Source organism: Nonomuraea sp. NPDC049141 (assembly GCF_040648415.1).
GTDB lineage: Bacteria > Actinomycetota > Actinomycetes > Streptosporangiales > Streptosporangiaceae > Nonomuraea.
Genome location: NZ_JBEZDR010000010.1, coordinates 392,388 through 414,600 on the forward strand (window position 1 = coordinate 392,388; position 22,213 = coordinate 414,600).

At 70.0% G+C, this 22,213-nt stretch carries 16 protein-coding genes; 11 read left to right on the plus strand and 5 right to left on the minus strand.

Translation table 11 applies throughout. The features are described from left to right. Nucleotides 1-119 precede the first annotated feature (119 nt). Nucleotides 120-1,178, minus strand: a complete 1,059-nt coding sequence (locus AB0B91_RS30895) for an FAD-dependent monooxygenase (protein WP_358326994.1) — start codon at nucleotides 1,176-1,178, stop codon at nucleotides 120-122. A gap of 85 nt (nucleotides 1,179-1,263) precedes the next feature. On the opposite strand from AB0B91_RS30895, the gene AB0B91_RS30900 reads away from it, so the two are divergent. Next, nucleotides 1,264-1,755, plus strand: a complete 492-nt coding sequence (locus AB0B91_RS30900; RefSeq protein WP_358326996.1) for a TetR/AcrR family transcriptional regulator — start codon at nucleotides 1,264-1,266, stop codon at nucleotides 1,753-1,755. Between the two features lie 171 nt (nucleotides 1,756-1,926). On the opposite strand, the gene AB0B91_RS30905 is transcribed toward AB0B91_RS30900, so the two are convergent. Beyond that, nucleotides 1,927-4,980: a S8 family serine peptidase gene (locus AB0B91_RS30905; RefSeq protein WP_358326998.1), complete on the minus strand. Its 3,054-nt coding sequence runs from the start codon at nucleotides 4,978-4,980 to the stop codon at nucleotides 1,927-1,929. A gap of 386 nt (nucleotides 4,981-5,366) precedes the next feature. Here AB0B91_RS30905 and AB0B91_RS30910 point away from each other — a divergent pair, with 386 nt between their 5' ends. Both AB0B91_RS30910 and AB0B91_RS30915 read left to right on the plus strand, forming a co-directional pair. After that, nucleotides 5,367-6,287: an ATP-binding cassette domain-containing protein gene (locus tag AB0B91_RS30910; RefSeq protein ID WP_358327000.1), complete on the plus strand. Its 921-nt coding sequence runs from the start codon at nucleotides 5,367-5,369 to the stop codon at nucleotides 6,285-6,287. Beyond that, nucleotides 6,284-7,093, plus strand: a complete 810-nt coding sequence (locus AB0B91_RS30915) for an ABC transporter permease (protein ID WP_358327001.1) — start codon at nucleotides 6,284-6,286, stop codon at nucleotides 7,091-7,093. The genes AB0B91_RS30910 and AB0B91_RS30915 overlap by 4 nt, the downstream gene beginning before the upstream one ends. A 3-nt stretch (nucleotides 7,094-7,096) precedes the next feature. Here the strand turns inward: AB0B91_RS30915 and AB0B91_RS30920 are convergent, their stop codons facing one another. From AB0B91_RS30920 to AB0B91_RS30930, 3 genes are read right to left on the minus strand one after another with little or no spacing between them, the layout of a single operon-like run. Next, on the minus strand, nucleotides 7,097-10,156 hold the full coding sequence (locus AB0B91_RS30920) for a glycoside hydrolase family 38 C-terminal domain-containing protein (RefSeq protein ID WP_358327003.1): 3,060 nt from the start codon (nucleotides 10,154-10,156) through the stop codon (nucleotides 7,097-7,099). An 8-nt stretch (nucleotides 10,157-10,164) separates the two neighbouring features. Continuing rightward, on the minus strand, nucleotides 10,165-11,505 hold the full coding sequence (locus AB0B91_RS30925) for a 6-phospho-beta-glucosidase (protein ID WP_358327005.1): 1,341 nt from the start codon (nucleotides 11,503-11,505) through the stop codon (nucleotides 10,165-10,167). Then, nucleotides 11,502-12,254 (minus strand): DeoR/GlpR family DNA-binding transcription regulator, encoded by a 753-nt coding sequence (locus tag AB0B91_RS30930; RefSeq protein WP_358327007.1) that lies wholly within the window; start codon nucleotides 12,252-12,254, stop codon nucleotides 11,502-11,504. The genes AB0B91_RS30925 and AB0B91_RS30930 overlap by 4 nt, the downstream gene beginning before the upstream one ends. A 142-nt stretch (nucleotides 12,255-12,396) precedes the next feature. On the opposite strand from AB0B91_RS30930, the gene AB0B91_RS30935 reads away from it, so the two are divergent. The 8 genes from AB0B91_RS30935 (at nucleotide 12,397) to AB0B91_RS30970 (ending at nucleotide 21,856) form a co-directional block, all read left to right on the plus strand. Next, a complete protein-coding gene (locus AB0B91_RS30935) occupies nucleotides 12,397-13,377 on the plus strand; it encodes a carbohydrate kinase family protein (protein WP_358327008.1) in 981 nt (326 codons plus the stop codon). A 2-nt stretch (nucleotides 13,378-13,379) separates the two neighbouring features. Continuing rightward, complete coding sequence (locus tag AB0B91_RS30940; protein ID WP_358327010.1) at nucleotides 13,380-14,669, plus strand: extracellular solute-binding protein; 1,290 nt, start codon at nucleotides 13,380-13,382, stop codon at nucleotides 14,667-14,669. Nucleotides 14,670-14,683: 14 nt separating this feature from the next. Beyond that, a complete protein-coding gene (locus AB0B91_RS30945) occupies nucleotides 14,684-15,685 on the plus strand; it encodes a sugar ABC transporter permease (protein ID WP_358327012.1) in 1,002 nt (333 codons plus the stop codon). Beyond that, nucleotides 15,685-16,512: a carbohydrate ABC transporter permease gene (locus AB0B91_RS30950; RefSeq protein WP_358044082.1), complete on the plus strand. Its 828-nt coding sequence runs from the start codon at nucleotides 15,685-15,687 to the stop codon at nucleotides 16,510-16,512. Before AB0B91_RS30945 ends, AB0B91_RS30950 begins: the two co-directional genes overlap by 1 nt. Then, nucleotides 16,505-19,591, plus strand: coding sequence for a glycoside hydrolase family 2 TIM barrel-domain containing protein (locus AB0B91_RS30955; RefSeq protein WP_358327014.1), 3,087 nt, complete (start codon nucleotides 16,505-16,507; stop codon nucleotides 19,589-19,591). Before AB0B91_RS30950 ends, AB0B91_RS30955 begins: the two co-directional genes overlap by 8 nt. Next, nucleotides 19,588-20,742, plus strand: coding sequence for an alpha-L-fucosidase (locus AB0B91_RS30960; protein ID WP_358327016.1), 1,155 nt, complete (start codon nucleotides 19,588-19,590; stop codon nucleotides 20,740-20,742). Before AB0B91_RS30955 ends, AB0B91_RS30960 begins: the two co-directional genes overlap by 4 nt. Before the next feature lie 17 nt (nucleotides 20,743-20,759). Further along, the gene (locus AB0B91_RS30965) at nucleotides 20,760-20,900 is read left to right on the plus strand and encodes a hypothetical protein (protein WP_358327018.1); all 141 of its coding nucleotides are present in this window, start codon (nucleotides 20,760-20,762) and stop codon (nucleotides 20,898-20,900) included. Nucleotides 20,901-20,977: 77 nt separating this feature from the next. Beyond that, complete coding sequence (locus AB0B91_RS30970) at nucleotides 20,978-21,856, plus strand: hypothetical protein (protein ID WP_358327020.1); 879 nt, start codon at nucleotides 20,978-20,980, stop codon at nucleotides 21,854-21,856. The last annotated feature ends 357 nt before the right edge of the window (nucleotides 21,857-22,213 follow it).

Genomic DNA, 22,213 nt, shown 5'->3' on the forward strand with positions numbered 1-22,213 from the left:
GGGATTCCGGCCCGTTCCTCGCGGACAATGCTCGCCGCGCTGGGGCCTTGATGGGCGTACACCATGTCCGTGGGCGTGACCTCCAGCATCGGCGGCGTGGCAGGTGGTGAGCCTGCGGACTAGACTCCACCGCCGAACATTTTCGCGGTCTGCCGGCCTGTCGCCTGGTTCTCCGCGACGTAGGGCCGCAGTTCCGCCTCGTACGTGGCAAACGCGGTCGCATGGTCGCCGCCCGCCGAGGCCAGGTTTCGGGCGAGGGTACGCGCGCCGATCAGCGCCTGGGAGGTGCCCATGCCGCTGGTCGGCGCCGCACAGTACCCCGCGTCGCCGACCAGCGTGATCCGGCCGCGTGACCAGTGCTCCAGGTGGACCTGGCAGGTCGAGGAGAAGTAGTAGTCGTCCGCTTCGCTCATCGCCTCCAGCAGCCTGGGCGTCTCCCAGCCGTGCCCGGCGAAGGCGGCGCGCACCGCCTTCTCCTGCTCGTCCCGGCCGCATCGGTCCAGCGCGGGGGAGGCGGTGGCGAAGGAGAGGCTGACCGTGAGCCGCTCAGCCGCGCCGCGACTGAACAGGTAGATTGCCGTGTCCGGGGTCTGCCGCAGCAGTCCGTTGCGGCTCAGGCCGAGGTAGTTGGCGGTGCTGAAGCCGACGCCGGAAAGACCCAGGTGCCGCAGCGCGTCGGCGTGCGGGCCGAAGGCCAGCTGCCGAACCTTCGAGTACACGCCGTCGGCTCCGATCACCAGGTCGAACTCGCCGGCGGCGCCGCGCTCGAACTCGACCGTCACGCCGGACTCGTGCTGGGTCAGCGCGCTGATCGAGTTGTCGAACACGTACCGCACGCCGTCGGCGGTGATCCGGTGCAGGATCCGGGTCAGGTCCTGCTTCGGCACCTCCAGTTCGCCGGCGAACGCCGCTGCGGGCAGTCGCCCGGTCTCCACACCCCGCTCGTCCACCAGGACGGTGCCGCTCATCTTCGTGTCGTGCCCGCGAAGCTCGGCGAGGGTGCCCATCTCCTCCAGCACGTCGAGCGCCTCGCCGCGGAAGTCCACCGCGTAGCCGCTGTCGCGAAGCTCCGGCGCGCGTTCGACCACGGTCACGTCGTACTTGTCGCGGTGCAGAAAGTAGGCCAGGGCGGGTCCCGCCACGCTCGCGCCCGAGATCAGAACTTTCGTCTTGGTCATGGGTACGACCGTAGCCATTTCTTGTCCATTTGGTCAAACCATATGGATAGACCGTTTGGTCAAGCACTCCGATATGCTGCTCTGCATGGGAAACCGAGAGGATCTGCTGGCCGGCGCCAAGCGGTGCCTGATCGAACGCGGCTGGGCTCACACGACCGTCCGGGACATCGCCTCGGCCGCCGGAGTCAGTCACGCCGCCATCGGCTATCACTTCGGCTCCAAGGACGCCCTGCTCACCCAAGCCCTGGTGGAAGCGGTCGACGAGCTCGGCGATGAACTCGCCCGGCGCACCCCGTCCGACGAGCCGGACCAGCGCTGGCAGGCGCTGATCGACAGCTTCACCACCCATCGGGCGTTGTGGGTGGCCCAACTCGAGGCCGTCGTGCAGGCCGAGCGGTCACCGGAGGTACGCGAACACCTCGCCAAAGGGCAGCGCGAGGCACGCCAGGGACTCGGCGGCTCGGTACCGCTCGCCTTGCTGACAGGCCTGATGCTGCAGTGGCTGGTGGACCCGGACCATGCGCCCAGCGGCGCGGATGTGATCGCCGAGCTTCGATCACTCGCCACCGAACTCTGACAGCGGAGCGGTGGGCGTCCTCCTCTCATCGATCAACGGCGCCTGCTCCAGCTTCGGCAAGCACGCCGTACCGGCCCCCGCCAAGTACGGCGTGCGCATCCACCGGAAGGTCGGATGGGCGGGTTCCCAGGCCCGGCCGGTGAGGGCAGGACCTGGGGGTGTGGTCGCCGGTCAGCCGACGGCGTAGGCGCGGGTGATCGTCTGGGTCACCCCGTTGCCGGCGCTGTCGGTGACCACCGCGCGCAGGGAGACGAACCCGGCCGTACGGGGGTTCGGCACCCCGGCGGTCCAGCCCGACTCGGTGCGGGTGACCGGGACGGACCGCCAGCTCTTGCCGTCGTCGGTGGACATCTCCAGCCGGATCGACTTCGCCTCCGCCTTCGCGGCGCCGGGATTGCGCTCAACCCACAGAGGCATGCTGGTCACGCTGCCCGGCTTGGCGCGGTTCGAGGTGTCCAGGCCCTGCGGGCTGTAACGGACCGCGGTCAACGGCAGCGGCTGCTCCTTGGCGGTGGTCGCGGACGGGAACGTCCAGGCCGTGCTCACCTCCGTGGAGAGCGTGGCCTGCCGACGCATCGATGCCGTCAGCGTGTAGGACCCGGACCCGGCGGGCAGGTCGGCGCGCAACTCGCACCCTTCCGGCTCGTAGACCGCGCAGTTGGCGAGGTCGGCGGTGGCCAGCACCTGCCCGTCCTTGGCGAGGGTGGCGGTGCCGGTGGCGCCGGTGTCGAAGCCCGATCTACCAGGCTGCCCGTCGGCGAACAGTCCCGCCGCGGAGAAGGTCAGCTTGTCACCGGTACGGTTACCGCCCGGCAGCAGGAACGACGGCCCGATGACCGCGGCGTTCCAGACTTCGCGGGTTTCGCCGCGCTTGGCGAGCCGGCCGACGTCGAAGATCAGCGAGGTGCCGACCTCGAGCCCACTCTGGTAGGTCATCCCGGGGGTGCGGTAGTGGATGAGCGTGCCGGGCAGGGGGATATTTTCGACCAGCGCTGTCAACGAGCTGGCAGAGGCGTTGTCGCTCCCCAGCGAGACCATCGCCGAGCCCGTCGCCGTCGCTCCCAGGGCTCGGTAGGTTGTGGTGACCTTCGCCAGATCCTGCTGCTTGGCGCGATAGGTGGGATCGTCGGGAATGCCGCCGGTGCGGTGGTCGACGATGCTGTAGACGTACGGGCTGGGCGAGATGTCCTTGCTGAGCCAAACAGTCTCCAGTGTGGAGTCCAGACCCGGCAGACGGATGGGAACGACGAAGAGCTCGCTGTTGGCGTCTCCGTTGGTCGACGCCGAGTCGTTCCAGGCGCCATGCGTCAGCTCGAAGGTGTAACCGCTCTGGAGCGCGGCGCTCGGGTCGTCGAGAGCGACCTTGACCTGCTTGCCCTGGCGCGCGTCCACCGTCACTCGCCGGCCACCGCCGTCGACCTTGAACGGGGAGACGGCGACCGTCCTGATCCGCTTTCCGTCGACCGTCTCCGCGATCTTGGCGAAGAGGTTCCAGTCGCCCTTGGGCAGCCGTACCGTGGCAGATCCGTCGGCGAACAACAGGTCATACTTCTTCCCGGTCTTCGCGTCGTAGATCTGGCTGTCCCTGGGGTTGATCGGCCGGCCCTGCTTGCCGATGACGGTGAGGGTGACGTCGTAGGACTCGGGCTCGACGTAGGCGCCGGCGAGCGTGCGGATCACTGTGTCGCCTGCTTTGGCGGTGACGGTTCCCGGGTAGTCGCCCGGGGCCTTGCCGGTGGCGTCGATGGTGAGCGTGACCGAGGCCTCGCCCTTGGCCGGGACCGTGACCTGATCGGCCGGCAGCTTCAGCGCCTCGCCCTGGGCCGACAGGTCCAGGGTCACCGGGGTGTCGCCCGCGTTAGCATACGTGATCGTCTTGGTGGCCACCCGCTCGCCGGAGGCATTCCAGGGGAAGGCCGCCCAGACGTTGCCCTGCGCTGCCACGACCTGCTGCTTCAGCACCCGCGTCAGGTCGGCCAGCCCGGCGCCCTGCCGGTAAAGCGGGACGCCCTCGGCGGGCGCGGCGCTGCCGATCAGCGCGGCCTTGAGCTGCGCGCCGGTCCAGTCCGGATGGCGCTGCGCCAGGATCGCCGCCGCCCCGGCCACATGCGGGCTGGCCATCGAGGTGCCGCTCTTCGATACGTAGCCGCCCCCGATGGCTGCCGCCGTGATGGCCACACCGGGCGCGGTCACCTCGGGTTTGATCGCGTGGTCGCCCACGCGCGGCCCCGCGCTGGAGTCCGGCGCCATCACGCGCTGCTTGTCCACCGAGCCCACGGCCAGAGCCGCGTCCGCACTGGCGGGGCTGTACATCGACTGCTCGCGGCCGTCGTTTCCGGCCCCCGCGACGAACAGCGTGCCGTACCGCTCCGACAGCGTGTTGACCGCCTGCTCCACCAGGTCCAGCTCGGGGGTGTCCGGAGCGCCGAAGCTCATGTTGACGACCTTGGCCTTGACCTCGGCGGACGCCCACTCCATGCCGGCGATGATGTCCGACTCGATGAGCCCCGCGGCGGTGCCCACCTTCCCGATGGCCAGCGTCGCCTCCGGTGCCACGCCTCGGTACTTCTCGCCCCGGCCCGCCACGATCGAGGCCACATGGGTGCCGTGCCCCTTCGAGTCGCGGATGTCGGGGTCTTTGGTGAAGTTGCGCTCCTGCGCCACCGCGTCCTTCAGGTCCGGGTGGTCGGGGTCGTAACCGCCGTCGAGCACCGCGACCGTGACGCCCTTGCCGGTCATGCCCTGCTGCCACGCCTGCGGGGCGCCGATCAGCTTGACGCTCTCATCCAGCAGGTACGTTCTGCGGCCGTCCAGCCATAGCTTGGTGCGTCCGGCGGCCAGGGCGCGGGTGCTGCCGCCGGTCAGGTCTTTCCAGGTCTGGGCGGCGTTCGCCTTCGGCACGCGGGCCGCGCTCATCCCGAGACCGGATAACTGCCGGACCCGCTGGGCGCCCTGCGGTGCGATGGCCTGCCCGGCGATCGCCTGAGAGATGACCGGGATGTCGGGGGTGTCGGCGTCGCCGTACTTCCAGGCCAGGAGCTGGGTGACGTCGAACAGCCGCCGGTCCAGCACACCCTGGGCGATCAGCGGCGTGGCGTCGGCGGGAATCACGTACAGGTGGCCTCCGAGCACCTGACTCGAGAAATCCACCTGCCTGCCGGGCCCGGGCTTCACCAGGTGCCCCCGCCCGGTGACCACCACCCGATCACCGGTGATCAGAGTCACCCCGTCCCTCTGGGGAGGCGAGGCCGGCGCCGGTGTGGCACTGATTGCCCCCGCCGCGAGAACGGCGATGAGCGACTTGCCTAAAGTCACGAGCTACCTCATAGACGTAGGAGAGCGATCTTCCTCTCCTGTATTCGCCGAAGGCCGCATTCGGGTTCATGGGCGCCGTTTGCACCTGCTAGGGTCGGCTGCGACATCTCACCGTAGGGTTCCGCCCTCGCCATCAAGCCTCCTCGTGTCCAGTGACACCAGGAAGGTGGGAGTCACACCAGATTCTGAAAAGGTGTGCGGCGATGGTTGCGTTTCGGCGAGCAGAAATGGCTTTGGAAGCCGTTGATCTTGTCAAGAGCTACTCGGCAGGCAGGAACAGGCCCCCGGTCACAGCGTTGCGGGGGCTGAGCTTCTCCGCTGCGAAGGGGACCGTCTTCGGGCTGCTCGGCCCGAACGGGGCAGGTAAGTCCACCACGGTGAAGATTCTCTCCACGCTGTCGGTCGCCGACTCGGGATCGGCACGCGTCGCCGGCATCGACGTCGCGGCGAGGCCGGACCGGGTACGCCAGGCGATCGGGTTCGTCGCCCAGAAGCCCGGCACGGACCCGATGGGGACCGCGACCGAGAACCTGGAGCTCGCGGGCCGCCTCCACGGCATGTCCCGCCGGGACGCCAAGGCGCGGGCTCGTGAGCTCATCGAGAAGTTCGGTCTGTCCGAAGCCGCGGACCGGCTGGTGCGCACGTACTCCGGTGGCATGGCGCGCAAGCTGGACGTCGCGCTCGGGCTGATGCACCGCCCGCAGGTGCTGTTCCTCGACGAGCCGACCACGGGCCTCGATCCCCAGGCCCGGAGCGAGATGTGGCACGAGATCGCCAGGATGGCCGGTGACGAGCAGATGACGGTACTGCTCACCACGCACTATCTCGACGAGGCCGATCACCTCGCCGACCGGCTCGCGATCGTCGACAACGGCGCGGTGGTCGCCGCGGGCACTCCGGAAGAGCTCAAGAGCGACCTGCGCGGCGACGCGGTACTGGTGGAGCTCGCCGAGGCCGACAGCACGGCGCCGGCGGTGCTGCGACGAGTGCCGGAGCTACGTGAGATCACCATGGACGGGTGCACGGTCCGTGGCCGGACCGATGACGGAGCGCGGGCGTTGCCGCCGGTGCTGGCCGCGCTCGAAGAAGCAGGCATCGTCGTGACCTCCGCGACGCTCGCCCGCCCCTCGCTCGATGACGTCTACCTCCGGCACACCGGCCACAGCCTTGAGACCGGTGACGCAGAGGGCCCCAAGAGCCTGGAGGTGGCGAAATGACCACGGCGAACGTCTTCGACACGCGTCCGCTGAGCGTGATCACGCACTCCGCGTTCCTCACCGGCCGTCTGCTGCGCACGTTGTGGCGGATGCCCACCTTCCTGGTGATCGGGCTGGTACAGCCGGTGATCTGGCTGCTGCTGTTCGGGCAGCTGTTCCGCTCGGTGGTGAACCTGCCGGGGTTCGCGTACGGCGGCGGGTTCCTGCGGTTCCTCACACCGGGCGTGGTGATGATGACCGCGCTGTTCGCGAGCGCGTGGGCGGGGACGACCTACCTTCAGGACATCGACCGCGGCGTGATGGACCGGCTGCTCACCTCACCTGCCAGCCGAAGCGCCATGATGTACGCGACCATGGCCTACCAGGCGATCCAGACGGTCATCCAAAGCCTGATCATCGTGGTCATCGCGCTGGTCGCCGGTGCCCGCTTCCCTGGTGGCATCGCCGGCGTCGGCGTCACCGTCCTGGCGGCGGTGCTGCTGACGCTGATCTTCTCGGCACTGTCCAATGCCGTCGCCCTGCTGACCCGTCAGCAGGCGACGTTGATCGCGATTTCCCAGTTCACCACGCTGCCGCTGATGTTCCTGAGCTCCGCCGTCATGGACCTCCATCTCGCACCGGGCTGGGTCGGGGACGTCGCCAGGTACAACCCCATGGAATGGGCGGTCGTCGCGGCACGGCAGGCGATGCTCGCGCGCACCGACTGGAGCACGGTCTGGACCCATTTGGGGCTGCTCACGGCGGCAGTCCTCGTGATGGGGTTCCTGGCCACACGGGCGTTCCGGACCTACCGGAAGGCGACATAACGGTCACCGGGACAGCCGCAGCGTGAGCACCTGGAACGGCCGTAGGGAGATCGGAACGGCGCCGTCGGCCGCTACGGCGACCGGCTGTCCGGGCAGCGGACGTTCCAGCAGGTCGGTGATCGTCACACCGGTGACCGGGAAGGAGGCGCGCAGCCGGGTGGTGGCCCGGCCGCCGAGCGCCTCGTAGACCCGGACGATGACATCACCGGACCGGTCGTCGGCGAGCTTGACCGCCTCGACGCAGGCGGCGGTGCCGTCGAGCGTGACGAGCGGTGGCGGCGGCGTGACCGCGCCGCCGCTCGTCACGCGGAGCGGGAGGTTCAGCGCGTAGCCGGCCGCCACGGCGTCGCCGATCGTCGCGCCGGGGACCAGCGAGTAGGTCATCTCGTGGCGGCCCTGGTCGGCTTCCGGATCGGGGCAGCGCGGCGCGCGGACCAGGCTCAGCCGGGCCGTGGTCGTGGTGCCGCCATCGGCCCGGGTGGTGCGCGTCACGTCGTGGCCGTAGGTGGCGTCGTTCGCCAGCGCGACGCCGTACCCCGGCTCCCCGAGATGGATCCAGCGGTGGCAGGAGATCTCGAACCGGGCCGCGTCCCAGCTGGTGTTGGTGTGCGTGGGCCGGAAGATGTGGCCGTACTGGATCTCGGCGGCCGTGCGGTCGGCATGGACGTCGAACGGGAAGGCGACCTTGAGGATCTTCTCTCGCTCGTGCCAGTCGATCTCGGTGGTGATCTCCAGCCGGGAACCGCCCGCCGCGAGGCGGACCGTCTGGACGACCCTGGACGCTCCGAAGGAACGCTCGACGCGTACCGCGCCGATGAGCGGGCCCGACTCGACGATGGTGATCGCGTCGACGTCGGTGAGGTCGGTGCGCTGACGGCGATAGTGCGCGTCGATGTCCCAGGCGTCCCACTGGTTGGGCAGGTCGGTGTGCAACTGCAGCAGATTGCCCCGGGTGCCGGCGGCGAGCAGCTCGCGGCCGGTCGTCAGGTCGAGGACCGACGAGAACAGACCGGCCGCGTCGAACTCGACGCGGATCAGACCGTTGTCGAGCACCGTGCCGGTCCCGCTGGTCGTCACGGTGACGGGAGCGGGAGCCGGGGACGGTGCCGCGCTGAGGCGGACCACGCCGGATGCCGGGACCTCGACGAAGACGGCCGAGCCGTCGGGGGCGGTCACCACTTCGGCGCGCGGCCGTGGCGCGGCGTTGCAGACCCAGGTCGCCTCGCCGTCGCCGGCGATGGCGGAGACGGCCGCGGTGATGATCTCCTCGAGCTCCGTGCGTACGCGGGCGTAGGTGGCCTCGGCCTCACGATGGACCCAGGCGATCGAGCTGCCGGGCAGGATGTCGTGGAACTGGTGCAGCAGCACCGTCTTCCACAGCCGGTCCAGGTCCGTGTACGGGTAGGGGAACTCCGCGTGCACCGCGGCGGTCGCCGCCCACAGCTCGGCCTCGCGCAGCAGATGCTCGCTGCGCCGGTTGCCGGCCTTGGTCCTGGCCTGGCTGGTGTAGGTGGCGCGGTGCAGCTCCAGGTAGAGCTCACCGGACCAGACGGCCGCGTCCCCCAGCTCCGCGCGGGCGGCGGCGAAGAACTCGTCCGGGCTCTGGATCACGACGGCCGGGGAGCCCTCCAGGTCGCGCAGCCGCCGTGCCTTCTCCAGCATCTCCCGGGTGGGACCGCCACCCCCGTCGCCGTGCCCGAAGGGCAGCAGCGAGCGGGTGCCCGCGCCCTTCTCCGCATAGTTGCGTACGGCGTGCGCGAGCTCGGCGCCCTCGAACGTGCCGTTGTAGGTGTCGGCCGACGGGAAGTGGGTGAAGATGCGGGTGCCGTCGATGCCCTCCCACCAGAAGGTGTGGTGCGGGAACTTGTTGGTCTGGTTCCAGGAGATCTTCTGGGTGAGGAACCAGTCCATCCCGGCGAGCCGGGCGATCTGCGGGTAGGCCGCGGTGTAGCCGAAGGAGTCGGGCAGCCACACGCCGCGGCATTCCACGCCGAACTCCTCCATGAAGAAGCGCTTGCCGTGCACGAGCTGCCGGGCCAGGGCCTCCCCGCCCGGCAGGTTGCCGTCGGCCTCCACCCACATGCCGCCGACCGGCACCCACTGCCCTGCCTTGATCGCCTCGCGCATGCGCTCGAAGATCTCCGGGTGACGCTCCTTGACCCACGCGTACTGCTGGGCCTGCGGCCCGGCGAAGACGAACTCCGGATAGTCCTTCGTCAGGGCGGTGACGTTGGCGAAGGTGCGCGAGGTCTTGCGCTTGGTCTCGCGGATCGGCCAGAGCCAGGCGCTGTCGATGTGCGCGTGGCCGACCGCCGAGATGGTGTGGGCGCTGGCATGGGCGGGAGAGGACAGCGCGGCGGCCAGGCGGGAGCGGGCGGCCCCCGCCGTACCGGCCACGTCGTGGAGGTCGAGGGCGTCCATGCTCCGCTCCAGCGCGCGGAGGATCTCGTGCCGCCGGGGATCGCCGATCGGCAGCTCGGCCATCAGTTCGCGCAGCACCTCGAGGTCCAGCCGCAGGTGCCAGACCTCCTCGTCGAGGACGGCGAGCTCGGCGCGGGCGAGGCGGTAGAGCGGCTCGTCGCCGGCCGTGGCCTTGTCGCCCAGGGGGGTCGGCAGGAAGCCGTTCGCGAGGATGTCGGGGTTGGCGGCCATCTCCAGCAGCAGCCCTGCCTGGTCCCCGGCGATCGGGACGTACTGGTTACGCGGTTCGATGCCCTTGATCGGCCGGCCCGTCAGGTCGTACACGAGCGCCTCGGCCTGGTTGCCCGGCCAGTCGCCGACGAAGCCCAGGTCGAAGACGGCCTCCACCCGCCGTCCCGCCCACCGCGCCGGAACGGAGCCGGTGGCCCGCAGCCAGGTCGTCGACCAGGGCCGCCCCCAGCGCGAGCCCACCTCGAACGGCTCGTAGCGGGCGGCCAGCGCCTGCGCGACGGGCACCGGCTCGTCGGGGACGTGCCAGGCGGCCAGCTCCAGCGGCCTGCTTTCGGCGTACAGGGCGGGTGTGACGCGTTCCCGGAGCACCCGGTCGATCCGCTCTTCGACGAGTTTCCTGTCGTCGTGCATCGGGGACGTCAGCTCCTTCCACGGAGGTAGTCGAGCTGGGGGTGCTCGCGCTGGTATCGGTCGAGGAGGCGCTCGGCCACCGCGACGGAGTCGACCAGCGGGTGGATGGCGAAGGCGCGCAGCGCCGCCGCCCGGGAGCCCGTGGCGGCCGCCTCGATGACCGCCTGCTCCACCGCCTTGACGGCGGACACCAGGCCGAGCGCGTGGCCGGGGAGCGGATCGACCGAGAGGGGGCGGGCGCCGTTGGCGTCCACGAAGCAGGGCACCTCGACCACCGCGTCCGGATCGAGGACGCCGATCGCGCCGCGGCCGCGGACGTTGAGGATGAGCGTGGTCCGTTCGTCCAGCGCGATCGCGCGCATGAGGGCCAGGGCGACCTGCTCGTAGCCGCCGGACTCAAGGTCGCCGGGCGCCCGCTCGCCCACACCCGAGGCCTCGCGGGCCTCGGCCATGTAGGTGACCTCCCGCTCCAGCCGGACGCTCTCCCACGCCGCCAGCGCCGGGCCGCCGGTGTCCGCGTAGAAGCGCCGCTGCTGCTCGATGAGCACGGAGCCACGGGTCTGCCGGGCGGCGCGCGCGGCGGCCACCGCCTCCCTGGTGAAGTAGTAGTAGTGCAGGTATTCGTTGGGGATGCAGCCGAGGGCGCGCAGCCACCGGGCGCCGAAGAGCTTGCCCTCCTCGAAGGAGCCCAGCGCGTCGTCATCGCGCAGGAGGCCGGGGAGCAGGTCGCGGCCCTCGACGCGGAGGCCGCGCAGCCAGCCGAGATGATTGAGCCCGGCGTAGTCGAGCCACACCGTCGCGGGGTCCACGCCGAGCGCCCAGGCCGCCCGCCGGCCCAGCGAGATCGGCGAGTCGCAGATGCCGATGACCCGGTCGCCGAGATAGTGGGACATCGCCTCGGTGACCATGCCCGCCGGGTTGGTGAAGTTGATGACCCACGCCTCGGGGGCCACCTCGGCGATGCGCTTCGCGAGCTCGCGGGCGACGGGGACCGTGCGCAGGCCGTACGCGATGCCGCCGGCGCCGACGGTCTCCTGGCCGGGCACGCCCTCGTCGAGCGCCACCCGCTCGTCGATGGCCCGGCCCTCGAGACCGCCGATCCGGATGGCGGAGAAGACGAAGTCGGCCCCTGTGACGGCTTCGGTCAGGTCGGTGGTCGCGTGGACTTCGGGCGCGTCGGGCACGCCCTCCGCCAGCTCGGACAGCACCCGCCGGATCGCCGCTGTCCGGGAGGAGTCGAGATCGTGGAGGGTCACGTGGGTGACCCGGCCCTTGCCACGATCGGCGAGCAGGGCGCGGTAGACGAGCGGGACGCGGAACCCGCCGCCGCCGAGAATGGTCAGCCTCATACTGTGATCACCTTGACTCCCGCCTCCCGCATGGCGGTGAGCGTTTCCTGGTCGCCTGGGGCGTTGGTGACGATGACATCGAGATCTTCGGGGCCGCAGACCCGGGCCATCCCGGTGCCGGGGAACTTTCCGACGTCCGCCACCAGGATCACCTGGTCGCTCGCCGCGATCATGGCGCGCTTGACCGGCACCTCCACCACGGTGGTGTCCATGACGTGCCCGCCGGGACGCACCCCGCTGGTGCCGAGGAAGAGCCGGTCGGCCTTGATCTGGCGGAGGTTGTCCTCGGTCAGGAAGCCCACCAGCGACCGGTAGTCGCGACGGACCATGCCGCCCAGCATGATGAGCTGGATGTCCTCCTCGTCCTGAAGCTCCTCGAAGACGGCGAGGCTGCTGGTGACGACCGTGAGGGACCGGCCGCGCAGGTGGATGGCGACGCGGTGCGCGGTCGTGCCGATGTCGAGTAACACCGTCTCGTCGTCCTTGACCATCTCTGCGCACCTCTGCGCGATCTTGTCCTTCTCCGCTCCGCGTACCGCCGCCACGTCGACGAACGGGTCGTCTCGCTCGTCGATCGGCATGGCGCCGCCGTACACCCGCCGGAGCAGGCCGTCTTCGTGCAACTGGACGAGGTCCCGGCGGATCGTCGCGGGACTGGCGTCGAGGCGCTCGGCCAGCGCCTCGACAGTGGCGGTGCCCTCTGAGCGAAGGATGTGCACGATCAGTTCGTGGCGTCGGTCCCGGAGCATGACACGGACAGTAGCGCGCAAACTCGATCATCTCCAGAGGGGATTGGAAAATTTTCGAGCGAACTCTTGCATAGTCGCTCACCGAGGGTGCACGATCCTGCCTAAATCGAAAGGTGCTAATGCGCCGGAAGTAGGCGAAGTGATGCCATACCACGCGCTCCAGCCACAGCTCGATGTCTTCGTGTCCGGCCTGCTCTTCTTCGACGTGGCCTTCGCCGGTCTGGAGCAGGGGCCCAAGCCGGGAACGGAGATCTGGACCACCGAAATGACCTCGGGACCCGGCGGGATCGCGAACTTCGCGTTCACGCTGGCCAGGCTCGGCCTGCGGACCGGTGTCGCGGCGGCCTTCGGCGACGATCCCTTCGGCCGATACTGCTGGACGGCACTCGGCGTGGAAGAGGGAGTGGATCTCAGCCGGTCCCGGCTGCTGCCTGGCTGGCCCACCCCGACCACCGCCTCCCTGGCCTACGAAGGCGACCGCGCGCTGGTGACCCACGGCTTCCCCCCGCCCATGGGGCCCGACGAGATGATCGGTGATCCTCCGGCGGCCCGGGCGGCGATCGTCCACCTGGGCCCGCAGCCCGTCGCGTGGCCGGCGAAGACCGGTGGTCTGGTCTTCGCCGACGTGGGGTGGGATCCCACGGAGGAGTGGTCGTCGGCGATGCTCGAACAGCTCGCCTGGTGCCACGCCTTCATGCCCAACGCCTACGAGGCCATGAGCTACACCAGAACGGACACCCCCGCGGCGGCGCTGTCCAGGCTGGGGGACCTGGTGCCGCTCGCGGTCGTCACCCGCGGGGGCGACGGCGTCCTCGCGGTCGACGCGACCACCGGCGAGGCGGCGGACATCCCCGCGCTGCCGGTGGACGTCCGCGACCCCACCGGCGCGGGAGACGTCTTCGGCGCCGGCCTCGTCGCGGCGACCCTGGCCGGCTGGCCGCTCGCCGAGCGGATCCGGTTCGCCAACCTCGTCGCGGCCCTGTCCGTACGGCGGGTGGGTGGCGCACCCTCCGCGCCCCGCTGGGCCGACGTGGCCGGCTGGTGGCGCGACCTCACCGACCAGCGGCTGCGCCGCGACTACGGCTTCATCCTCGATGTCATCCCCCATAACCCGGAGGGTTAGAAATGGAACTTTCGCGCAGAGGGCTGATTCGTGCCGGACTGCTCTCCCTCGCGGCGGCAGGCGCAGGGAGCACGGCCGCCTGCGGCGGCTCGGGGGGCAGCGCCGCGAGCGGTGGCGGCGCCGCGGAACTGACCCTCTGGTACTGGGGCGGCGGCCTGAGCGACAAGGTCGTGGCCGACGCCGTCAAGCAGTTCGCCCAGACCAAGATCAAGCCGTCGGTGATCGGCGGCGACTTCAAGCAGAAGCTGATCGCCACGATGAACGGCCGCAAGTTCGTGCCCGACATCACCGGCATCAAGGGCGAGAACATCGCCTCCCTGCTGGCCGAGCCCGACCGGTTCATCGACCTCAACAGCCTCGGCGCCGGCAAGCTGGCCTCACAGTACGTCGAGTGGAAGTGGAAGCAGGGCTCCACCACCGACGGCAAGCTCATCGGCTTTCCGATCGACATCGGACCCACCGCGCTGTTCTATCGCCACGACATCTTCGAGAAGGCGGGCCTGGCCGCGGACCCCGCCGAGGTCGGCACGTCCATGTCCACCTGGGAGGCGTTCTTCGAGGCCGGGGTGAAGCTGAAGAAGGCCAACCCGGAAGCGTTCATCATCGACTCGGCCGAGGGGCTCTTCGACAAGATGCTCGGCCAGGGGACCAAGCGCTTCATCGACGAGAGCAACAAGTTCATCGGCGACCAGGACCACATCCGCCAGGCCTGGGACATGACGGTCAAGGCCAATGAGATGGGCATCGTCGCCCCCAAATACGACGGCCCGGACTGGAACGCCGCCGCCGCCCAGGGCAAGGTGGCCGGCACCGTCGGCGCCGCCTGGTTCGCGCTGGACCTCAAGAGCGGCGTGGAGGCGACGTCGGGCAAATGGCGGGTGGCCCCCATGCCGGGAGGACCGGCGAACATCGGCGGGTCGTTCCTGGCGCTGACCAAGGACTGCCGGGACCCCAAGCTGGCGTTCCAGATCGTCACCTGGCTGCTCAACGCGGAGAACCAGGCCCGCGGCTTCACCGACGCGGCGCTGTTCCCCTCCACGCCGGCCTCCTATGACATGCCGGCGCTGACCGGCGGGGACCCGTTCTTCGGGGGCCAGAAGACGATCGAGGTGTTCGGGCCGGCCGCGAAGAAGATCCCGATCCAGTACGAGGCGCCCGCTGACACGGCCGTGGCCCAGCCCTTCAAGGACGAGATCGTCAACATCTGGACCAAGAACAAGGACTCCGCCACCGCGTGGAACGACGCGGTGAGCGCGGCCAAACAGATCGCCGGGCGGCAGGGCGTGAGCTGAGAAGGGTGTCACGCATGTCCGCCAGCACATCCGCGCCGGCGTCCGCCGGACTGCCGGACCCCGCCTCGGCCGCGTCCGGCCGCGGCGGCCCCGCCCATGCCCGGCGGGCCCGGCCGAAGGGGTTGTTGGGCCGGTACTGGCCGCAGTACCTGTCCATCTCACCGTTCTTCTTGCTCTTCGCGGTGTTCATGCTGGTGCCGGTGCTGTTCTCGTTCTATCTGGCGTTCCAGAAATGGAACGGCCTGGGCGAGATGAAGTTCGTCGGCCTGCAGAACTTCGAGTCGCTGATGCAGGACCAGACGTTCTGGCTCTCGCTGAAGAACACGTTCCTGATCTGGTTCATGTCCACGGTCCCGACGCTGTTCCTGGCCCTCCTCGTGGCGAACATGCTCAACTCGGCCGTCCGGCTGAGCGGGTTCTACAGGATCGCCTACTTCGTGCCGAACGTCACCTCCGTCGTGGCGGTCACGATCTTCTTCGGCTCGGTGTTCAGCACGAACTTCGGCCTGATCAACGCCATCCTGCAGTGGTTGTCGGCCTCGCCGGTCCCGTGGCTGGTCAACGAGTGGACGATCAAGATGGTCATCGCCGCGATCAGTTGCTGGCAGTGGACCGGCTACAACGCGATCATCTACCTCGCCGGCCTGCAGGCGGTGCCCAGCGAGCTGTACGAGGCCGCCAGGATCGACGGCGCGGGCCCCGTGCAGCTCTTCTTCCGCATCACGATCCCCATGCTGCGGCCGATCATCCTGTTCACGGTGGTCGTCTCGACGATCAACGGCATGCAGACCTTCACCGAGCCGCAGGTGCTGTTCGGCATCAACTCCGCCAACAACGCCAGTTCGGGCGGGCCGGGCAGTGCCGGGCTCACCGCGATCCTGTACTTCTACCGCGAGGCGTTCAACAACAACGACTACGGCTACGGCGCCGCGATCGCGTGGGCCGTGTTCGTGGTCATCCTGCTGTTCACCGCGATCAACTGGCGCCTCGTGCAGCGCCGGGAACGGGGCCTGTGATGACCGCCACGCGCCTCAGGGGCGCCGCCCTGCACCTCTGCCTGGTCGCGGGTGCGCTCATCTCGCTGTTCCCGTTCTATTGGACCGCCGTCATGGCGACCAACACCACCAAGGACATGTACCGGATGCCGCCGAAGGTGACCTTCGGCCCGGCCCTGTTCGAGAACATCGGGCGACTGCTCGGCTCCATCGACTTCTTCGGCTCGATGCTGAACACGTTGATCGTCGCGTGCGGCACGACGGCTCTGGTCCTGTTCTTCGACTCGATCGCCGCCTTCGCCTTCGCCAAATACCACTTTCCCGGGCGGCGGATCCTGTTCGGGCTGCTCCTGCTCACGTACATGCTGCCGATGCAGCTCGCCCTCATCCCGCAATTCGTGATCATGGTGGAGCTGGGCTGGGTGGGCACGCTGAACGCTCTGATCATCCCGGCCGCCGCGAACGCGTTCGGCATCTTCTGGATGCGCCAGTACATCACGGGGGCGGTGCCCGACGAGGTGCTGGCCGCGGCGCGCATCGACGGCTGCGGCTTCTTCCGGCAGTACTGGCACGTGGGGCTGCCCGCCATCCGTCCCGGCCTGGCCTTCCTCGGCATCACCACGTTCATCAGCGCCTGGAACGACTACACCTGGCCGCTCATCGTCCTGGTCGACCCGTCGAACCTCACCCTGCAGGTCGCGCTCTCCCAGCTGAACACCGTCCACGCCCTGGACTACAGCCTGGTCCTCACCGGAGCGCTGCTCGGCGTGGTGCCGCTCGCGGTGATGTTCGTCCTGTTCGCCCGAGGCTTCATCCGCGACGCCATGAAAGGCGCGCTGCGTGGGTGATCTTCATGCCGGAGGCCCGGTCCCACTGGCCCGCCCTTGGTCGGCGCCGGAGCTCACGGGCCTGCGGCGCCTGCCCGCCCACGCGGTCCCGCGCACGGGGACGTCGCTGAACGGCCGGTGGCGGTTCCAACTGCTGCCGTGCCCCGAGGCACCCTTGTCGGCCCACTGGACGTCGATCGAGGTGCCGTCCTGCTGGACCATGTGCGACTTCGACGACATTCACGGTGTCAGAGACCTGCCGCAGTACACCAACGTCACCATGCCCTGGCCCGAGCTGCCGCCGGCGCCGCCGCCCGCCAACCCGACCGGCGTCTACGAACGTACGGTGGAGGTGCCCGCCGAGTGGGCCGGGCGCCGGATCGTGCTGCACGTGGGCGCGGCGGAGAGCGTGCTCATCGCCCAGGTGAACGGCGTTCAGGTGGGGATCGGCAAGGACTCCCACCTCGCCGCGGAGTTCGACGTCACGCAGGTCGTACGACCTGGCGAGGTCGACACCGTGCGGCTCACGGTCGTCAAATGGTCCGACGCCAGCTTCATCGAGGACCAGGACCAGTGGTGGCACGGCGGCATCACCCGCTCGGTGTTCCTCTACTCGACCGACCCTCTCCATCTCGCCGACGTGCGCGTCACGGCCCGTTCCGACGGCGAGCTGTCGGTGGAGGCGACGGCGCGCTCGGCGGCCGGGTCGCTGCCCGAAGGCTGGTGGGCTGCCGCGTCGCTGACCGGTCCGGTTCGCCCCACGGGCCCATGTAACGCCGAGCGCGTGTACCTGCGGGTGGACGAGGAGTTCGCCGCGCTGCTCGCCGAGCGCGAGCAGGACTCTCCGTGGCTGGGGCGGACCCGGTTGCGCGCGGGCTTGCCCGGCGTCCAGCCCTGGTCGGCCGAGACCCCCGTGCTGTACGGCCTCACCGTGCGCCTGCACCGTCCCGACGGGACCGTCGCAGACGAGACCCGCCTGCGCGTCGGCTTCCGGGACGTCGAGATCGACGGCCGGGACCTGCTCGTCAACGGCACGCGGGTCCTCCTGCGAGGCGTCAACCGGCACGACTTCCACCCCGTCACCGGGCGCGTGGTGTCCGTCGAGGACATGCGGGCCGATCTGGTGACCATGAAGCGTTTCGGCTTCAACGCCCTGCGCACCTCGCACTACCCGAACGATCCGGCGCTGCTCGATCTGGCCGACGAGCTCGGGCTGTACGTCGTGGACGAGGCCGACATCGAGAGCCACGCCCATGCCGTCGAGATCGCCGATGATCCGGCCTATCTGCCCGCCTTCCTCGACCGGGTGTCCCGGATGGCCCTGCGGGACGGCAACCACCCGAGCGTCATCATCTGGTCGCTCGGCAACGAGAGCGACTTCGGAGCCAACCACGCCGCCGCGGCCGGCTGGTTGCGCCACCATGACCCGACGCGGCCCGTGCAGTACGAGGGCGCGATCAAGTACGACTTCACCGACGGCGCGGCGGCCAGCGACATCGTCTGCCCCATGTACGCGTCGATCGAGGAAATCGTCTGCCACGCCCGGTCAGGCCGGCAGAACCGGCCGCTCATCCTGTGCGAGTACTCCCACGCGATGGGCAACAGCAACGGCTCGCTCGCCGACTACTGGACGGCGATCGAGTCCACGCCCGGCCTGCAAGGCGGTTTCATCTGGGAGTTCTGGGACCACGGCCTGTCGCAGCGGCTGTCGGACGGCCGCCCGGGCGTCGAACCCGATGCCGGTGGAGGTGCCGAGGGCGTCGCGCCGCCCGGCCATCGCTGGGCGTACGGGGGAGACTTCGGCGACGTGCCCAACGACGGCGGTTTCTGCGCCGACGGTGTGGTGTTCCCCGACCGCACACCCAAGCCGGTGATGTACGAGCACCGGGAGCTGGCCACGCCGATCCGGTTGACGCTCGTCGGCGACGGCCTCGTGCGTGTGCACAATCGGCAGCAGTTCCGCGACTTGTCCTGGCTCGTGGGTGAATGGAAGCTGGTGACGGACTCACCCGACCGGCGAGGGGACGGCCTGACCTGGGCCGCCGACCTGCCGGCGATCCCGCCGGGCGCGTCCGCGGTCGTCGAGTTGCCCGCCCGGCTGATGGCCGCTCTGCCCGCCAGAGGCGAAGCCTGGCTCACGCTCGTGGCGACCACCCGCGATGACGAGCTCTGGGCGGGCGCGGGAAGCGTCGTCTGTATGCCCCAGATCCGCCTGCGGGCGGAGGATCGTGACCTGCTGACCAGGGCGGGGACGGTCCACGCCCGCGACACCGGGGCGGGGGCGGTCCACGCCCGTGACAGCGGTATTCCCTGGCAGCCGGTCGAGGTCGATCACGACGGGCTGATCGCGCATCCGCTGCTCGCGAGCCCTCCGATGCTCAGCCTCTGGCGCGCGCCGACCGACAACGACCGCCTCGGCGGGCACGCGGCCCGCTGGGCGGCACAGGGCCTGCCGGAGCTGTCCCGCTCGCTCGTCGAGGTCGTACGGCGGGACGGCCGGATCACCGTTCGTGCTGATTACCGGACCGGTGCCGGGATCGTCGTCCCGCACGAACAGGTCCTGGTCCCGCTGCGCGACGGCCTGCTCATCCATGAGCTCGCCATACTGCCCGGCGAGCTCGACGACGTGGCCCGCGTGGGCGTCGTCTGGGAGACGGTGGCCGGGTTCGACGAGGTCGAGTGGTTCGGACGGGGCCCGTGGGAGAGCTACCCCGATCGGTGCACCGGAGCGCCGGTAGGCGGCTACCGGGCCCGCGTCGACGACCTCTTCACGCCGTACCTCCGGCCGCAGGAGAGCGGTGGACGGCACGCCGTACGCCGGTTCGAGCTGAGGGGGAGCGGGCGGGGCATCGCGGTGCACCTTGACGAGCCGGGGCAGGTCGGCATCACCCGCTTCCGGGCGGCCGACCTCGACGCGGCCGCCCACCATGACGAGCTCGTCCGGCGCGAGCGGTGCGTGGTGCACATCGACGCCGCCCACCGCGGCCTGGGCACCGCCTCCTGCGGTCCCGACACGCTGCCGCCGTACCGTATCGGGCCCGGTGCGCACCGATGGTCCTGGATCCTGTCCTGGAGTGATGGAGAATGGGGCGCGCCATGACCGTTCCCGGCTGGTTCACCGACGCCAAGTTCGGGGTGTTCATCCACTGGGGTCCGTATTCGGTGCCGGCGTGGGCCGAGCCCACCGGTGAGCTGGGGGCCGTGGACCCGGAGAGGTGGTTCGCCCACAACCCGTACGCCGAGTGGTACTGGAACACCAGCCAGATCGAGGGCAGCCCCGCCTGCGAACACCACCGCGCCGTCCACGGCGGCCGCCCCTATGACGACTTCCTTGACGCGTGGCAGGCCGAGTCCTTCGACCCCGCGGACTGGATCGAGCTGTTCGCCCGCGCCGGCGCCCGCTACGTCGTGGCGACCACCAAGCATCACGACGGCGTGGCCTTGTGGGACGCTCCCGGCACCGGCACCCGCAACACGGTTCGCCGCGGCCCGCACCGCGACCTGGTCGCCGATCTCGCCACCGCCGTCCGGGCCCGGGGCCTGCGTTTCGGCGCGTACTACTCCGGCGGCCTCGACTGGTACGCGGGACGCCGGGCCGTCATCCGGCACGAGGATCGGATCGACGACTACGGCCGTCCCCACGAGGCCGCCTACGCCGCCTACGCGCTGCGTCAGGTGCGCGACCTGATCGACCGCTACCGGCCGGACGTGCTGTGGAACGACATCGGCTGGCCCGACATGGGCATGGCCGACCTGCCGGACCTGTTCGCCCACTATTACGCCACCGTCCCGGAGGGCGTGGTCAACGACCGCTGGGACGGTGCCCACGCCGACTACCTGACCAGCGAATACCAGGCGAACCGCCAGAACGAGGCGGCCGCCCACTGGGAGAACTGCCGGGGCATCGGCCTGTCCTTCGGCTACAACCGCAACGAGGGCCCAGAGCACCTGCTGGACCCGGCGGCCGCCGTCCGCCTGCTGGTGGACGTCGTCTCTCGCGGCGGCAACCTGCTGCTCAACGTCGGCCCGAAGGCCGACGGCACCCTGCCCGGCGAGCAGCGCGCCGTCCTGGAGGGCATCGCGTCGTGGACGGCCGGCCACGCGGGCGCCGTGTACCGACCAGGCCGCTGGCGCCCGATGCGGCCATGCCTCGCGATGGCACCCCGTGGATCCGCTGGACCCGCGACGACCGTCATGCTTACGCGTTCCTGGCCGACGTCCCGGTCGCGGCCCGCGGCCAGGTCCTGCTGAGGGCCCGGCCGGGACTGGTGGATCCCGCCACGGCGGTCCGCCTGGACAGCCGTCCCGTACAGGCCGACGCCGTGCCGGAAGGCATCCTGGTCACGTCCGCCGGACTCGGCGGACCGCTGCCCGCGGTGGTTCGATTCGCCCTACTAAGGGGTGAGTAGCCACCGGCGGCGCCTTGTCAGGTGGCGGGCCGTGGACGATGATCTCCCCGACGGCGATCTGGCGGGGGTGGCGGGACGTGAGCAGCAGGTTATGGACGGTAGCGGCCCTCGTGGCGGTCGTCATGACCATGCCGTCCTGTAACGCTGACACCCCGCCCAAGGACACGCCCAAGCCCTCCGCCGCGAGCTCGCTCCCGCCGAATCCGCCCCCGTCCCCCACCCAGCCGACCACCTGGGCGGCCGGGCTCTGCCTCGACGTTCACCTGCCCAAGCCGGACAGCCAGGTCCCCGCGCTTGCCGACTGCTCGACGGCCGGAGCCCAGATCACCAAGCTCGTCTACCAGGGCAACGGCCCGGTGGAGTGCCCGAAGGACACCGACGGGATGCTGGACACCCCGACCGGCCAGCAGCCGCCGCGTACGGCCTGCCTGCGCAACCGCCGCGCCCCGCACCCCGGGGACGTCGGCAAGGGCGGTGGGATCCTGCGCGTCGGTGACTGCACGCTCATCGAGGACGAGCCTGTCGTCAGCGTCGAGGAGCGGGCCTGCTTCGACGGTCACGGCCCCGGCAGGGTCAGGTCCTTCACCAAGACGAAGAAGGCGTGCACGCGCAAGATCTGGTCCTACGCCTACAAGTGGCAAGGCTCCTACGTGTGCGTCGGTCCGGGCGAGGACGCCAAGAAGGTCGGCCCCCAGTACGAGCTCGCGACCTGCCTGACCGCGCCCAAGACCAAGAAGCGCAAGACGGTCTTCGGCACCGAGAACGCCATCGTCGGCGGGCTGAAGAAGGTGTCCTGCAAGGCCAAGAAGGCGTGGGGCAAGGTCGTCGGGTACGTCAGCATCGAGCTGGAGTGCCGGCGGCCCGCCGACTACTCGGTGACGAGCTCGACCACCACGTACGGGCTGCCTTTCGGCCCCGATCCCTACCCGGCGATCACCTGCATCCGGAGACTCTGACCGCGCCTACGGCGAGGACCCGCGTCTGTGTCGAGCACCCACCGTCGGGGTGAGGACCCGCGCCTACGGTGAGGACCCGGGCGTTGCGCGAGGACCCATGCGTCCAGCGCGGCCTGGGTGGTCAGCTCGCGGTGGTCCAGTCGCCTGCGGGTGTGCGGGTGTGCGGGTGTGCGGGTGTGCGGGTGTGCGGGTCTGCGGACCTGTGCGCCCGTGCGCCCGTGCGTCTGCGGGCCGCGCGCCGAAGTCCGGGCCATCGCATGACCTCTTCCTTTGTTTGGCTGGCATCTAAACTAATGGGCGGACGACCGTTGACGTTTGTTCGTTGGGACGGAAAACTAACTCGCGAGCCTGTGCCGG